Below are 14388 nucleotides of genomic sequence, written 5' to 3'. Positions count from 1 at the left end.
TCTGCCAGTAACAGGCTCCGCCTGCTCGTAACAAGCTGCCTTAGTCAAGCATCATTGTGCCGGACTGCTGGTACCGCGGCAGGAACGAGAAGGTTGACTGCGAGGTCGGCGCGACATCTGGAGCAACAAATGTCAGCTTTTCGCAAGTACCCATTCAGCTGACTGCCCTGTTCAGAGCAACGCATGGTCATCGTAGACAGCCGACGAGAATCAGCATTGCTTCCAGCTAGTCAACTGAAGAGCGCGTCACTCGTTGAAGAACTCGACCTCAGGATCCTTTCAGGAACCTGTCTGATGCGGGGACACATCGGTACGCTCAATCCTTGCAGAGCTCAAGACGACGGACAGCGAACGTGTCTCGATAGTCCAGATCAATTGAGAGTGTCGCCTCTGCTTACAACATTGAAGATAACTCGCCCGCCCAGGTGAATTCAGCCGACCTTTGCCGGCCCTGACCCGATGCGCGGCCCCAACTGAGGCTGCTTAGTTCAAACACTCCAGCCCCCAGCTAGCCGCGCTTGCGGCGCCTCTCGCGCAAACACCTCTACCGATGGAAACGGGAAACAATCATGACAGACGCAAAATTACGAGATCTGTTGTCGTCGCTTACTCCGATGGCTCGCGAATTGGACGCTCTCCCGGCTGGCCGGCCAGCCCCGGATGATAGTTACGTGAAGCTAAATACGAATGAGAATCCATTTCCGTTGCCAAGCATCGTGATGCGGAGTGCAATTGCAGCCCTAGAGCGGCACTACCTGTATCCTGAGAATGACAATGTCAGCCTGAGGGAAGCAGCGGCCGCTGCCTATGGCATGTCCGCAGATCGCGTCATGGCTGGTAATGGATCATCTGAACTTCTTAGCCTAATTTATAGAGCTTTTCTTGCTCCGGGTGACAGCATCGCAATGATCTCGCCAGGGTTTTCGTTCAACCGCAAGCTTGCCACGTTACAAGGGGCACAGTTTCTTGAAGTCCGCTGCAACGAACTTGGCTTCCTGCCGATCGATGACTTGCTGTTCGGCCCTGCTAAACATGCCAAGTTCATTCTGTTAGCTAATCCGAATAATCCAACGGGCGCCTTCGTGCCGGTCGCTGAGATCGAGCGCCTCCTAGCGCAATGTAACCGATTAATCGTGCTGGACGAGGCCTATATCGATTTCGCACCTGAGAACGCACTGCATCTGGTGAATAGTTACTCGAATGTTCTGGTGTTGCGTACGTTCTCCAAGAGCTACGCAGCTGCGGGCATTCGCGTTGGCTTCGCGTTCGGTCATCCCGAGCTGATCGGGAGGCTTCGGAACATCCAGAATGTGTTCAACATGAATGTGGTTGGTCATGCCGTCGGCATGAGCATCCTTCAGCATCGTCGCGCTTATGACGAGAACCATAGCCACATCAAGCATGAACGGCAGCGAGTTTCGGGCGCGCTCTCCGACTTCGGGTTCTCTGTAATGCCCTCGCACACGAATTTTCTGCTCGCCCGTGTGCCTGCGGGTCAGGACGGCAGATGGTGGCAGAGCGCTTTGGAAAGTCAGAAAGTCCTTGTCGCCTGCTTTCCGGATGACGGCCTGGAAGATTGCATTCGCGTTAGCATCGGCACGAGGGAGCAGATGGACGCATTTCTTACAGCCGTCGGCACGGTTCGTCGGGGAGCAGACCGCTCTTCTTGATGACAGACCACTCATCCGAGCGTCTGGCACGTGCGACGGACGATTTTGGGGCGTCCTTCGCTCTGGATCCATAGAGTTATCGCCGCAGGCGATGAATACCGGCCTGCATCATAAGCAACGCATTCCGTTTAGGGCCGCTACGGCGTTTGACAGTCAGCGGACCTCAACTTCTCGCTGGAGATAATCGAGTGACTAACATCCTTTCTTCAAATCTAACTTGCGGCATCTTCGATCATTTTGATGAGGATGGGCGCAATATCGCCGAACAATACGCGGACCGTCTGGTCTTGGCCGAGGCCTACGATCGGCTCGGTTTCTACGCGTATCATCTGGCGGAGCATCACTGTACACCCCATGGACGAAGCCCCTCGCCGAACTTGTTTCTGTCCAGCGTCATACAGCGCACCCGGCGGCTTCGTGTCGGTCAATTGGTCATGCTGCTTAACCTCTATCACCCCTTGCGTGCGTTCGAGGAGATCTGCATGTTGGATCACTTGAGTAATGGCAGACTTGAAGTGGGTATTGGTCGTGGCTCCCTCCCGATGGAGCTGACTTATTTCGGGGTGGATGCGGAAGTGGCTTCTAGTCGTTACGAGGAAGCTTCCCAAATCCTTGTTAATGCGATGAATGGCGGCCTTCTAAACTATCGGGGGCAGCATTTTGTTCTCGACGGTGTTCCTTTGACCCTTTCGCCTCACCAGCGTCCGCACCCCCCGACATGGGTCGCCACAAATCGGCCAGAGTCAGCCAGTTGGGCGGCGGCCAATGGCGCAAACCTTGCGTGTGTGGGGCCGTCCTCTGTTGTTCGCAAAGTCACCGACGTGTTTCGCGCCCATGGAAACACCAAGCGTCCCGCCGACGGTAGGGACCTGTTTATTGCTTTGCTCCGCATGATCGTGATTGGACGTTCTGAGGCAGAGGCGCATTCGCTCGCCGCACCTGCTTACGAACGCTGGCTCAGCAGCTTTAAGTACCTTTACGAGTTGAATAACATATCACTGCCGGCCAACCTTCCCCCGACCTTCGAGGCCGCAATCGAAAGTGAACTGTGCGTCGTAGGAACGCGCGCTTCTGTACGGCAGACCGTTCTTAATCATCTGGAGGAGGCCGGCGCCAACTATCTTCTTTGTCAGCCCGCATTTGGAAATCTACCAGTCGATGCAGCCGTTAATACCGCAGCTGCGATCCATTCTGAATTCATCGCGCCAGACCGGTGACTAGCTTCGATGTCCACTCAACTGAAACCTTTGGCGTGGGATACTTGACGAAATCCAGGTGCTACTTACCGAGAGCGCTCCATGCATTCGCCAAGTCGTTCAGTCGGACCGGTAACGACAGATCGCTGAGATGTTTGTGGATCACGCGAGCCGCGTGAGGTCGGCGCGAGACCAACACGTAAAGATCCCGCATATTCTCGCGCCGGACCAAAATGATTGACCCAGCCTGCGCCTGCATGCTGGCAATTCGAGCCCGACCGGATTATCGTGGGGTCTGCGGCGCGTTGAAGAGGAGGTCGATATTTGAGCGTATCACCTGATATCGGCCTCTTCGTCATCCTCTTGTAGTGGAGTTCACGCACTACTTCGAACGCCCACTCTCAGCAAGTGGACGCCGCACCAGGATCGACCCCGCTGAGCTCGACGATAACCTCGCCGAGAAAAGCGCTCGCTCCATGTCTTGCTTAGTCGATCCTCCGTTTTCCTTGAAGGCTGATCACGTCGCGTTTGCGATAAGGCCTTGAGGGCTGGATGAGGCCGGTGTCTTGTGTACAGTCGCACAATCCTCTTCCTCTCCGTTCACCGGCCGTGTGAAGCCCATGGTCTCATAGAATGCGACGAGCCTCTCGGCGACGGCCGAAAGAAGAGACACCTCGACCACCGCCCCGGCCGCTCGCGCTTCGCGGTCCAGGGCAGCCAGAAGCCGCCTCTCACGTTGAGCCGAGCGATAGCGTGGATCAACCCGAGACTCCTGCAGGATGGGCCTGAAGCCGCGACAGCGGTGACTTGGGAGAGGCTTATGCTGATCAATTCGGCTGCCTGCAGCAAAGCTCCTGTCAAATCCCCGCCGCCGGTCGGTGCAGGTCGGACACCAGTTCCTGCACATGGGAGAAAGCGGCTCGCGCCCCGGCGACGGCGCGTTCGTCCTCGGAAACAGACAGGTCCACGGCGTCTAGCGCCCTCGTGAACGCCCTCCAATGCGCAGCGCGCCCCTCTGGGGCTGCCGCCAGATGACGCGCTCCGAAGGACTCCGACAGCCCAAGACTTCCGGCCGCTTTGAGTAGAGATGCGGCGCCGAGATTCGAGCCTTCCGCGACATAGAGCCAACCGATCGCCGTCGGCAGGTCGACTTCGGCGCTCTCGCAGCCGAGTTCCAACGTATCGCGAGGGCTTGCTGCCGCGATGCCAAGGTCGCAGAGGTCCTGCTCGATCAGGCCGAGGCGCCGGCGCGAGGAGAGACCGGGCAACCATCGGCCGAGCTCGTGAGAGACATACAGACCATCGATGGCACGGTGGAATTCACGTTGCACGGTCACGAAGCGACCATACCGTTCGCGGTTCGCAAATGGGTTCTGTGCCGTGATCTGTTTGTCGATGCTGTCATGCTGACTGCTCGTTGCGGCTTTCAGGCGTCTTGCCCGGCTGGCATCGAGAGGCTTTTCGACGTCGATCGTACTCATTGTAGCTAGTTCTCCGTGAAGGCTGGACTGATCCGAAACGAGAGTGGCTTGACGAGGTATGAGATCGCAGTGTGCTCGCCGATCTGGACACTGCAGGATCAGGACGGCGTACCAGATATTTCCTTCACAATTTCTGCCATATGCTTCTCTGCCGCGAGTGATCTAGTCGCGTGCAAACTCGATCGCGGATCTTGGCAAAAACCTGTCGGAGCGCGCCTTAGCGCACAGAATACCGCGGGTTGGAGGGTCGGTGCTCAATCCTTCAGCTAATCTGTGCACCCCAAGGCCAAGACTGACGTACATTAGCCAACACTTGCCATGTGCCATGCCCTCGATCAAATCACTAGGTCCGGTAGTTGACCAGCGCGGAAGCTTAGCAAGCAGCTAGAGAACTAGCACATTTACGGCCGCCCGGCGCTGACTTCGGCAATTCGCGAATGTCAGTTTCTGGAACGCGGCTGTCGCCCTCTTTCGCTCGGTTGGATCGCGAGCCAGCTAGGTCAATTTGCGAAGCATCATTAAGTGCAACTCAGCGGAAAGAGATGATAAACCGAAGCGGGATCAGTGACTATCGGGCGCGGGGCTTTCCGGCGGGCGTAGTGGCACACGGTATCGGTACAGCGCGCGCATTCCAGCTTGATGAGATTGCTGGCGTCTGTTCGAGCCTCGGCATGGGTATGAATGCACTTGTCACCTCGTTTCTGGTGCCGCTCGCGGTCACAGCGCTGACAGATCGAGATGTTTCTGGATCACGCGAGCCGATTGAGACCACGATGCCAGATTTGCTCGCGCTCCGGCAAAATCTCGCGCGCTGACACGCGTCCGCCACTCGTCTATCCTGTACCTTCCCCACTCGCAGCTTTCGCCGGTTCTGCATCGCGCACGAAGGCAACAGCAAGCCCTATGCCGACAAGGCCAATGAGGATGGACGCCGGGGCCAGGAATTTGACCCCACTGATCTCGACGATAACTCCGCCGAGAAAAGCGCCGATAGCGATGCCTGCGAAGGTTGTCGAGCTATTCATCGCCAGAACCAGCTTCGACCTATCCCCGGCTACGCCGAGGAGCCGGTGCTGGATGGGGACGAGATACATGTAGCTTACATTGCCCCAGAGGAAGGCGATGACCAGGGTGAGGAAACCATGTTGTCCGAAAGCGACAAGTCCTACCAACAGGAGTAGTTGTGCCCCGACCGCCGCGATGAGGACCATGTAGGGCCCGAAACGATCGGTCAGAAAGCCACAGGCTGCGTTTCCGGTCACGGCTCCGAATCCATAAGCAAGGAGCGCGGCCGAGAGCAGCGGGACCCCGGCAAGCAGAGAACCGGAGATGAAGACGCTGACGTAGGAATAGACGACGAATTCGGAGATGAGACGAACAGTGTCACGGAAAGGACACCATAGATGATCTTGGGGAACTCTTTCGAGGTAAGACCTTTTCCGTGCTCGGGCGCGTTAGCACGGATTCCAGACATCATGGGGGTGAAGATCAGCAATGCGAGAAGCCCCGCGATGACGACGAGGACGAAAGCATAGCGCCAGCCGATCGCATCTGCGATCCAGCTGGTGGCCGGAACGCCAGCAACTTGTGAAACGGTCATGCCGCCGAAGATGAGGGACAACGCGATCCCCTTGCGGGCGGGCAGCAGGAGCTCGGTAGCCAGCGCGGTAGCCGCCGGGGTGAACATCGCCGCGCCGTAGGCCGAAACGACCCGACCTGCCGCAAGGATTATGAAATTCGGCGCGATCGCGCAGACCAGATTGCCAACGATGAAAATCGAAACGGACAGGATCTGGACATTGCGGCGGCTCATGGTCTTAAACATCCAGGCATTCAGCGGCGCGAAAACGGCGTAGCAGATTGCGTAGATCGAGATGATCCAGCCCGCCGCACCCGTTGAAATCGTGAGGTCACGAGAGATCACATCAAGCGCGCCAATGATGACAAAAGTGTCCAGGCCGATGGCGAAGGCACCAATGGTCAAAGCGACAAGGACGAGTTTCGTTCTTGCATCGGGAGGGGATGAGGTCATGACGGTCCTCTTCAGGTTCTTGTGATTTTTCAGGGCAGCGCGTCATGCAACTCAGGATAGGGACTGCGGATGATCGTACCGGAATAGCGGGGACGCGGGCCATATAGCAGCCAGGTCGTCACCACCTCGCTAATCTCCTGTATGCCTCGATCTCGTCGGGATGTTCGAGCGCCGATCTGCTGTAAGCAACGCCGGCATCATACACGCCTTCAAGGAGTTTTTTCTCAACAACCGGCTTTGTCGTTTCTAAAATCAGCTGATTCCAAGCATTCGTGTCGATATACCCCATTGTTGGTTCAGGAAGAACCCAGCGTCCGAGGCTCTTTTACGTCCTTGCGTTTGAGAACCGCGGTGCTCTGCGTGGGCAGTATGAAGGTGTCGACAACCTGCAGACGATCGCGATATTGCTCCGTCACGAGGTGGACATTCAGGTGCGCGCTACATTGGAGGACATAGCTGTCTCGGCGATCCGCAGCCTCAGCCGCTCCAGCCACGAGATCGTCTACCAGTACGATGTCTCATGCCTCGAAGTTGCATGATGGCGACAGCTTCTCGCTGGGCCGAGCGTGTAGATGCGGACCATCAGGAGATGGCCTTTCGCTCGTGTATGATCATGGCTTCGAGCTCGCAGGCTTCTCCTATGATCCGCGCATAGAGATTTTCAATAAAATCCCTGCGCAGCCCGCGTTCGGTCCCGATCTTGGCGCAACGAGCCTTTACCTCTGCAATACGAGACGGTTGCATCATCGCGATTCCGCGTTCCGTTTTGTAGCGTGCAACTTCAGCTCAGACGGAGAGTCTCTGGCTGAGAATCTCCACCAGCTGCTTGTCCAGCTTGTTGATGTGGTTGCGAAATAGAAGAAGGCCCTCATCAGGGCTGGAGACGTCAGTCATGCATGACTCCTGCCATCGAGGGATGTGTTCTGCGGTACGCCGAGCGCGGCATATCTTCTGGCAAGATCGGTGATTCTCGGGCTCTCGCGGATGAGGTCCACTCGTAGCGCCTTAAGATAGCCGGGATCATGAAGACTCATTAGAAGCGGCACCACGTTGTTTGTGACTTTGGTGAGCTAAAATGGACCGGGCGAGCTCCCTAATCGGCTCCGTATCTTGCTTAGTCGATCCCCGTTTCCGTTGAAGGCTTGATCGTCCCCGTCACAGTTGCGAAAAGGCCCGGAGGGCTGGATGGGCCGGTGCCGTGTGTACAGATAGCCAGGTCACACAATTCTCCATCGTCTCCGTTCACCGGCCGGTGCGAAGCCCATGCTCTCATAGAATGCGACGAGCCTTTCGGCATCGGACCGGCCTGCCGAAGGAAGAGACACCTCGACCATCCACCCCCGCGCCCGCGCTTCGCGCTCCAGGGCAGCCAGAAGCCGCCTCCCATTTTGAGCCGAGCGATAGCGTGGATCCACCCAAAAACTCCTGCAGGATGCCATATTGGCTTGAAGCCCTGACAGCGGTGACCTGGGAGACGACAGCTCCCGTTGAAACGCACCGCAGGCGGCTCGACGGCAATCACATCCGCACCCAGATCTGCGAGAAACTGCGCGCCGACAGGGCCTATCAGGAAGTAATTGAAGCTCAGCACGCGAATGCCGCTTAGAAGATCGACCATGCTCTGTAGCCTTCAACTTTCCTGAGGTGACGGTATTCTATCATTGCATCTCTGAAATCGATTTCATAAACAGACATTGTGAGCGGCGGAGTCAAGCGGCCTAAGAAGCGCCGACAACCGACGTGCCGCCGGATCGGACCAGCATTTGCGCACGGGGAAAATGTCACCTGTCCGCACGCTGGGCTTGAGAAGTGTGGCAATCGGGTGGTTTATAGAGATCAGAGATCATGCCCTCTTTCGACTGATCGATGCCCAGATGAACAAGAAGCCAATAATCGAGCCCAAGGCCCGCCAACAAGCGCGTGTGAAGATTGAGGACGTCGCGCGCAAGGCAAATGTCTCGCCGGCGACAGTGTCGCGCGTCCTCAATCATCCTGAAATCGTCCGGCCGGAGCTACGCGACAAGGTGATGCGGCATATTGCCGACCTATCCTATACCCGCGACAGCGCTGCGAGGGCCTTGAAATCCGGGCGCATGCGTACGATCGGCGTGATCGTTCCGACGCTGGCGCTCGGTATTTTTGCAGAAGGCGTCGAAGCACTGCAGAACCGCCTTAGCGAAAGCGGCTACACTCTGTTCATCGCCAATTCCCAATATGACCAGCGTCGCGAATTGCAGGAGCTGCAGAGTCTCATCGAACGCGGCATTGACGGTATTGTGCTGGTCGGTGGCTCCCATGGACGCGAGCTGAGGGCGCTGATCGAACAAGCCGCTGTCCCCGTGATCACAACCTACGTTTCCAAGGCAGCTGGCGGCATTCCCGCGATCGGCATCGACAATGAAGGCGCCACCCGCGACATGACCGAATATCTCCTGGGGCTTGGGCACGTCCGTTTCGGGGTGATTGCCAATGTCAATTCTCCCTCCAACGACCGCTCCCGTGCCAGGCTGGAGGGTATTCAGCGAGCACTTGCGAAAGTCGAAATCCCGCTCAAACCGACCCAGATCATCCGGACAGATTATTCGCTCGTCCAGGGGCGTAACGCGCTTCGTCAACTGCTCACTGACCATCCCGATACCACAGCGGTGGTGTGCACGACCGATACGCTCGCCATCGGTGCAATGGCGGAAGCCCGTAAAATGGGATCAATCGTCCCGGCGGCCCTTTCCATCACAGGATTTGACGATGTTGAGCTCGCAGCCCAGATGGACCCACCGCTCACGACAATTAGCGTTCCCGCGGCTGAAATCGGCCGGGGCGCAGCCGATTACCTCATCAATGCCATTGCGGGGACCCCGGTCCCCAGAAGTGTTCTGCTGCCGTATCGTTTGGTCATGCGGTCATCGACAGCGCCGCCAAGGTCGGGCGAACGCCCCGCAAGGCGGCAGCGAACTCGCGGTCAGTGATCCTGCCGTCGGCGCGCCGGCGGCTGCTTGTGAAATCGCTTCTTCAGGGGCCATTCATTGACGTTCGCCGGGCGATTCGATGCTCGAACGGAAAGTATGGACTCAAGCTCCGCCCCGCACCTGCGCGCTTTGCTTACAACGATGCCTTGGCCGGGACCTGCTATGGCGCGGGTGCGCCGCAGAGCCGCAGGCTCAAGGTAGGCCGAAAGGGACCAGCAGGTGATTGTTCCAAAGCCTTCGTCATTTAATGCTCGCGTTTTACGTGAACGGAGTGAACCGGCGCATGTTCATGGCTGGCGCCGAGCTCGTGGAGCCGGTGATGCAGGCGATGATGTGCAAGCTCAAGAGCAGCCCGTAGCCGCGAGTGCCGCGCTTCATCGGCCCTGGGAGCCAGCGTATCCATATAGGCTATCGATCCCTCGATCTGCGCGAGGACCGACACTGCGTCCGCGGTGGCAAAGATCGGTTGGTCACCGACTTGGACATACACCGCGCTGGTGTGGGCTGCGATGTCCGCCTCGCGCCCGGCGACACTGCCTCGAACGCGTATTGCGATCCAACAGGACTCCGTGAGACACAACGCGAGGTGGCCCCTGCACGACAAGTCGTCGCATCGAACTTCATCGACCACGGTGCCGTTGCGGATCAGCTCCACTCTTGTCGGGCGGACGCTGACCGATTCGATGCGCCAGCCGACGTTGACGGTCCCGCCTGAAGGAGGAAGCGCGATCTTGCTCCCGGGACGACGTCCTTCCACTGTCATGTCCACGAGCGGTCCGACCGTGATGAACGTGTCGCCGCTGCGTACGGCATCCATCCAGTTGCGATACGTGAAATCGCGCGCGCCCAGCTGCACATAGGTCCGCGATCCTCCGAGGAGCGCGGCCGCGTCCATCTTGTCGGACCCGGCGACCAGAGGCAGGTAATAACCGATGTTGAGGTAACGGTACCAGTCGGCCAGGCCAAATGCGCTGATCTGCGCCGTCCGCGGGTTGAACGACATCATTTCGATAGCATCGACCAGGCCGAGCACGATGTCGGCCGCCCGCTCCGCCTGTGGGTTGGGCGCATGCGGCATCACGACCAGTCCCCCCTGTTGCCGGCAACGCTGCGCCCACTCGGCCATGGTGGCTTCCAGGGGATCGCCTATAGCCGCTTCGTTGGATCCGGCGCAGGACAGCGGATGGATGATCTCGCCCTCGTAGCCGAGAAGCGATATGTGCCCGAGCACCTGCATCCGATTCTCGGTACCGACGCGGACCAGGAACTCTCCATCGCCGCCGAAATCCTTCGCGCCGAGCGTCGTGCGCCCATCGAAATCGGCGACGTTGGTGAACAACTCGCCCCATTGCGCCGCGAGCAGGTTGACCACGTTGACGCCCTCCGCCTTGCCCTCCAGCAGGGCTGTCTGCGGGCTCAGGAAGTGGACGTGCGTATCCGAAGTGACCCAGCCCTGTTCGCGCCAGCGCAGCACCCTGTCCAGCTCGAAGGTGAGCTCGTCCGTGCTCGCGGTGATTTCAACGATGCGGCGCAGGGGCCGCACCTCGAAGCCCCTGCTGATCTCCACGAACACGGGCCCGATCGGCAGGTCCGCCATGCAGCTGCCATCCACATAGGCGTATTGGTTCAACCCGTTCGCAAACTCGCCGGCGAGGTCCTCGAACCTGCCGGTATTGACCTTGCGGTGGTGCCCCTTGGGCGGCAGATACTCCCCATCCGCGCCATGAATGTGCAGGCGTGCGGCGACAGGAACGCCATTGCCCTTGTCTACGATGCGGATCCTGACAGGCCTTGTCGCCGGCGCGATGGGCACCACCTCCAAGGAGCTGTCCGACGCGTTGCCGGCAGTCAGCGACCGTAGGTCGGCAACGTGCAAGCCGCCGTCCTCGGCGCGGAGGTACAGCCGTGCGTCGGGATGTGCAGAGTACTCGACGATGACCTCGTCCTTGGAGCGCAGGGGCTGCACGTCGTGCTCGTCACCGAGCCAGGCCGATCTCGTATAGTCGAGCACCGCGCGGGCGGAGATCACCGTGCCGAGATCGATGCCGATCTGTTCGCCCCGATGGTCGACGTCGAGCTCGCCAAGCTTGTTCAGATGCACTCCGGGCGGCAGCCGCATCTTCAGCTTGCGACGACCCTGGAGGCGCAGCGGATGCTCGATGAGGTTTGTCGTGGTCAGGGCAAAGAGAAGCGAAACTTCTAGCTCGGCGCGCAGGTTTAGCGAGGTGAGCTCCTTCTGCGGATGCGGATTGGGGAGCGCATAAAGCCACACGTTTTCGCCTTGTCGATCCATCCGACCCGATTCGGTACGGGTTTCGCCATGGAAGAAGCTCTTGCCCGGCGCTCTGCCGAGCGTGAAATCTTCCCCGGTGCTTGCGTGCACGATGGGACCGCGCAACGGCAGGGCCGCAAATGCACTCGCGCTCCAGGAGATATGGTTCTGCTGGATCGCGAACCGCCGCAGCAGCGGCACGTTGGCCTCGCTGCCGTCGGCGTAGCGGAGCATGTATGTCGCCACCCGATCGGCGAGCGAATTGCCTTCCACCGGCAGCGTCGCCGGCCCGACCTCCCCGAATCCTTGAGGGTTCGCAGGCCGATGATCCCCCACCACTTGCACAAAGAGCACGTAGCTGGCCAAAGCGCGTGGCAGCGCGATCACGACAGGAACCTCCCCAGGCCGCAAAGCGAGCACATCCGACCCGGCGTCGTTGCCGAACAAAAATGGCATGCCGCGATGCGTCTGCGGCCCCCGCAGGGAATCGATCCAGCCGGTATCGCCTGGGCGGCTTTCGAACCCTTCGTCGAGCTCGAGGCGACTGGCATTGAAGTATCGCTGCAAGTCGACGGGTGTGAAGTGCGGCGATGATGGCGTTTTCATTCGATGGACTCCAATTCATGGACGTCATCGCCCAGAAGCGGCCCGGGCTGCGATGAAGAACTGCTCACGTGTTCGGTGCTCGCGAAGATGCTCGCTCCGATCCCATGCTCCTTGCGACATGTTGTGCGTCTAATAATGAAAGCTCTGCGCGTGTGCCTTGGTGGCGCAAGTGGCAAAGGCGTTCAGTCACCAATGTAGACGCGGCCACGCCTCTTGGCGAAGTGGTAGACCGCTACGCTCAAGAGAGCTATCAACGATCCATAGACAGGAAACATCCAGGCCATGTGCTCGCGCTGCAACCACACAAGCAGATACGGCGAGGTCCCGCCAAACAATGAGACGCCGAGCGCATAGCCAAGAGCTACGCCGGTGGTGCGTACGGCACGCGGCATCAGGGTGGTAGCGATGAAGTTATAGAGGGCCATGTTGAAACCTACGATGGCGCCGCCGAACACCGTGACAAGGAAGAACGTCGAGATACTCTTTTGCGAATAGAGCAATGTCAAAAAGAAGCATGGGATGAGCAGTAGGCGCAGCAGCGTGAATGCGCGCGAGGGGCGCACCTTATCCGCGAAGGCGCCGACAAGGGGGGCGGCAAGCATCCAGCTCAAGCCCATGAGCGTCATAATCCCGTATACCCAGGTGCTGTCCTCCTTGAATACGGTGTTGGCCATGTTGGGCAGGCCCGTATTCCATGCGTAATTGGCGATTTGCACCGAGCCGATCACCAGGATAACGGCGAGCAGCGAGAGCCGCACACTCCAGAGCGTCTTCCACACACCGATGGTCGTTTCTTGAATGCGCGATAATTCATCTTGGCGATGCATAGCCCGATGGATCAAGGTCTCCGGCAGGCTTGTGCGCAAATAGATGACTAGCAGGCCGAGCACGCCACCGACAGCGAAGGGTAAACGCCAGGCCCACTCGCGCATCGCTTCTGGAGCCACCGAGGCACTCACTAGAAAGGCGACCAGGCTGGATCCAAGGTAGCCTAGCTGAATGCACGTACCACCGATGAAACCCAGATAAAGGCCTTCCTTTCCCGGCGGGGCCAGTTCAATCGCGATGGCGTTTGCCACACCCGCCTCGGCTCCAGTGGCAAGCCCCTGAATGAGTCGCATGATAAGCAACGCCACGGCTGCCGTGAGACCGATGTCCTTGTAAGTCGGCAAGATCGAGATTAGCAGCGAGCATACGGCCATCGCGGTCACCGAGATCATCATCACCCGTTTGTGGCTAATGCGATCCGCGACCGGACCCAGCAAAGCCGCCCCCACTGGCCGCGAACAGAAACCCGCCCCGTACACAGCCAGCCCTGCGAGCAACGAGGTTGAGGGATCGTCCGAAGGGAAAAAGTGTGGCGAGAGAAAAGCTGCCATCACGCCGTATACACCCCAGTCGTACCACTCAAGGGCTACGCCTCCTCCGAGGCCGACAGTCATCCTTTTGAACGCAACCTGATTCTCAAGTTGAACGGATAGCGCACTGGGTTGAGCAATAATGTTCATGTGTCCTCAGGCTCGGTCAATGGCGTTTACGATGTGGCGGGTCGAGCAAGAGTGAGCAATCGCTCGTTGGCTCTACTGCGCGAAGTGGTGCAGTGCCTATGGTATCCATCGAGTTGAGCGGGCGGCTCGCAGCGATGGAGACGCAGGCGTCACGAGGCACCCAGCAATGCCGCCCACAGGCTTGCTTGGTGGGCGATTAAGTCGCGCGATCCCACGGCCGGCTTTTGGGCGACCTTAGTCAAGTGATAATGAGCAGCGCTTCCGATTTGCGCGGCTGCTCAAGAGCAGACGCCGCAGAACGCATTGCGCATAGAACGCGTCCGAGCCTGTGTCCCATTTCCTTCCTCCAGTTGATAAAGCGCGCTTCTGAGAAAGCTGTTGTTCTGTTGGTAGACGCCGCGCCGCCAAGAGATTCCTCAACAGCTGCACGCCCGGCGCTGCTGGCTAGCGGCCGCCGCCCACATTCCTGAAATCGATTTCATGAACGTAGGCACATCGGATTAAGGAGTCAAGCCGCGAAACGAAGCGGTTTGGACTGTATCAGCAGTAAAAGCTTGCCTTCGGGTGCTCAACGCAAAGCGCGCAAGCAGCTGAAATGAATGAAATGAGCCGAGATAAGGCGCTATTGCGTAGAAATCGATTTCAGCCTAATCGCAG

The 14388-nt window shown here is 58.7% G+C and carries 10 protein-coding genes and 3 pseudogenes; 4 read left to right on the top strand and 9 right to left on the bottom strand.

The features are described 5' to 3' along the window. Window positions 1–569: 569 nt before the first annotated feature. Together hisC and P0R31_RS05730 are read left to right on the top strand one after the other, a co-directional pair. Window positions 570–1670 carry a histidinol-phosphate transaminase gene (gene hisC, locus P0R31_RS05735; RefSeq protein ID WP_275513197.1) on the top strand — a complete coding sequence of 367 codons (1101 nt, stop codon included), beginning with the start codon at window positions 570–572 and terminating at the stop codon, window positions 1668–1670. A 188-nt stretch (window positions 1671–1858) separates the two neighbouring features. After that, window positions 1859–2887 carry an LLM class flavin-dependent oxidoreductase gene (locus P0R31_RS05730; RefSeq protein WP_275513196.1) on the top strand — a complete coding sequence of 343 codons (1029 nt, stop codon included), beginning with the start codon at window positions 1859–1861 and terminating at the stop codon, window positions 2885–2887. 836 nt (window positions 2888–3723) lie between these two features. Here P0R31_RS05730 and P0R31_RS05725 read toward each other — a convergent pair. Continuing rightward, window positions 3724–4347 carry a biliverdin-producing heme oxygenase gene (locus P0R31_RS05725; RefSeq protein WP_275513195.1) on the bottom strand — a complete coding sequence of 208 codons (624 nt, stop codon included), beginning with the start codon at window positions 4345–4347 and terminating at the stop codon, window positions 3724–3726. Between the two features lie 437 nt (window positions 4348–4784). Between P0R31_RS05725 and P0R31_RS05720 the strand changes: the two are divergent. Then, window positions 4785–5075 (top strand): annotated as a pseudogene (locus P0R31_RS05720) (LrgB family protein); the annotation flags it as partial. 105 nt (window positions 5076–5180) lie between these two features. On the opposite strand, the gene P0R31_RS05715 reads toward P0R31_RS05720, so the two are convergent. The 6 genes and pseudogenes from P0R31_RS05715 to P0R31_RS41010 all read right to left on the bottom strand — a co-directional run. Next, window positions 5181–5666, bottom strand: coding sequence for an MFS transporter (locus tag P0R31_RS05715; protein ID WP_343299300.1), 486 nt, complete (start codon window positions 5664–5666; stop codon window positions 5181–5183). Then, on the bottom strand, window positions 5606–6379 hold the full coding sequence (locus P0R31_RS05710; protein WP_275513193.1) for an MFS transporter: 774 nt from the start codon (window positions 6377–6379) through the stop codon (window positions 5606–5608). The genes P0R31_RS05715 and P0R31_RS05710 overlap by 61 nt, the downstream gene beginning before the upstream one ends. A 118-nt stretch (window positions 6380–6497) precedes the next feature. Next, window positions 6498–6668: a hypothetical protein gene (locus tag P0R31_RS05705; protein WP_275513192.1), complete on the bottom strand. Its 171-nt coding sequence runs from the start codon at window positions 6666–6668 to the stop codon at window positions 6498–6500. 293 nt (window positions 6669–6961) lie between these two features. Continuing rightward, a pseudogene (locus P0R31_RS41020) lies at window positions 6962–7150 on the bottom strand (chorismate mutase); the annotation flags it as partial. Between the two features lie 446 nt (window positions 7151–7596). Next, a complete protein-coding gene (locus tag P0R31_RS41015) occupies window positions 7597–7818 on the bottom strand; it encodes a GNAT family N-acetyltransferase (RefSeq protein ID WP_430516804.1) in 222 nt (73 codons plus the stop codon). Between the two features lie 110 nt (window positions 7819–7928). Further along, window positions 7929–7997: pseudogene (locus tag P0R31_RS41010) on the bottom strand (hypothetical protein); the annotation flags it as partial. Window positions 7998–8253: 256 nt separating this feature from the next. Between P0R31_RS41010 and P0R31_RS05695 the strand changes: the two are divergent. Continuing rightward, window positions 8254–9345, top strand: coding sequence for a LacI family DNA-binding transcriptional regulator (locus P0R31_RS05695; RefSeq protein WP_275513191.1), 1092 nt, complete (start codon window positions 8254–8256; stop codon window positions 9343–9345). A 244-nt stretch (window positions 9346–9589) separates the two neighbouring features. On the opposite strand, the gene P0R31_RS05690 is transcribed toward P0R31_RS05695, so the two are convergent. Together P0R31_RS05690 and P0R31_RS05685 are read right to left on the bottom strand one after the other, a co-directional pair. Then, a complete protein-coding gene (locus P0R31_RS05690) occupies window positions 9590–12223 on the bottom strand; it encodes a CehA/McbA family metallohydrolase (protein ID WP_275513190.1) in 2634 nt (877 codons plus the stop codon). A gap of 182 nt (window positions 12224–12405) precedes the next feature. Next, on the bottom strand, window positions 12406–13731 hold the full coding sequence (locus tag P0R31_RS05685) for an MFS transporter (protein WP_275513189.1): 1326 nt from the start codon (window positions 13729–13731) through the stop codon (window positions 12406–12408). Between the last annotated feature and the right edge of the window lie 657 nt (window positions 13732–14388).

It is taken from the genome of Bradyrhizobium yuanmingense, from assembly GCF_029167105.1.
In the GTDB taxonomy this organism is placed as follows: domain Bacteria; phylum Pseudomonadota; class Alphaproteobacteria; order Rhizobiales; family Xanthobacteraceae; genus Bradyrhizobium; species Bradyrhizobium yuanmingense_A.
The sequence above is the reverse complement of the archived record's forward strand: the minus strand, read 5'-3'. Positions and strand labels throughout refer to the sequence as shown.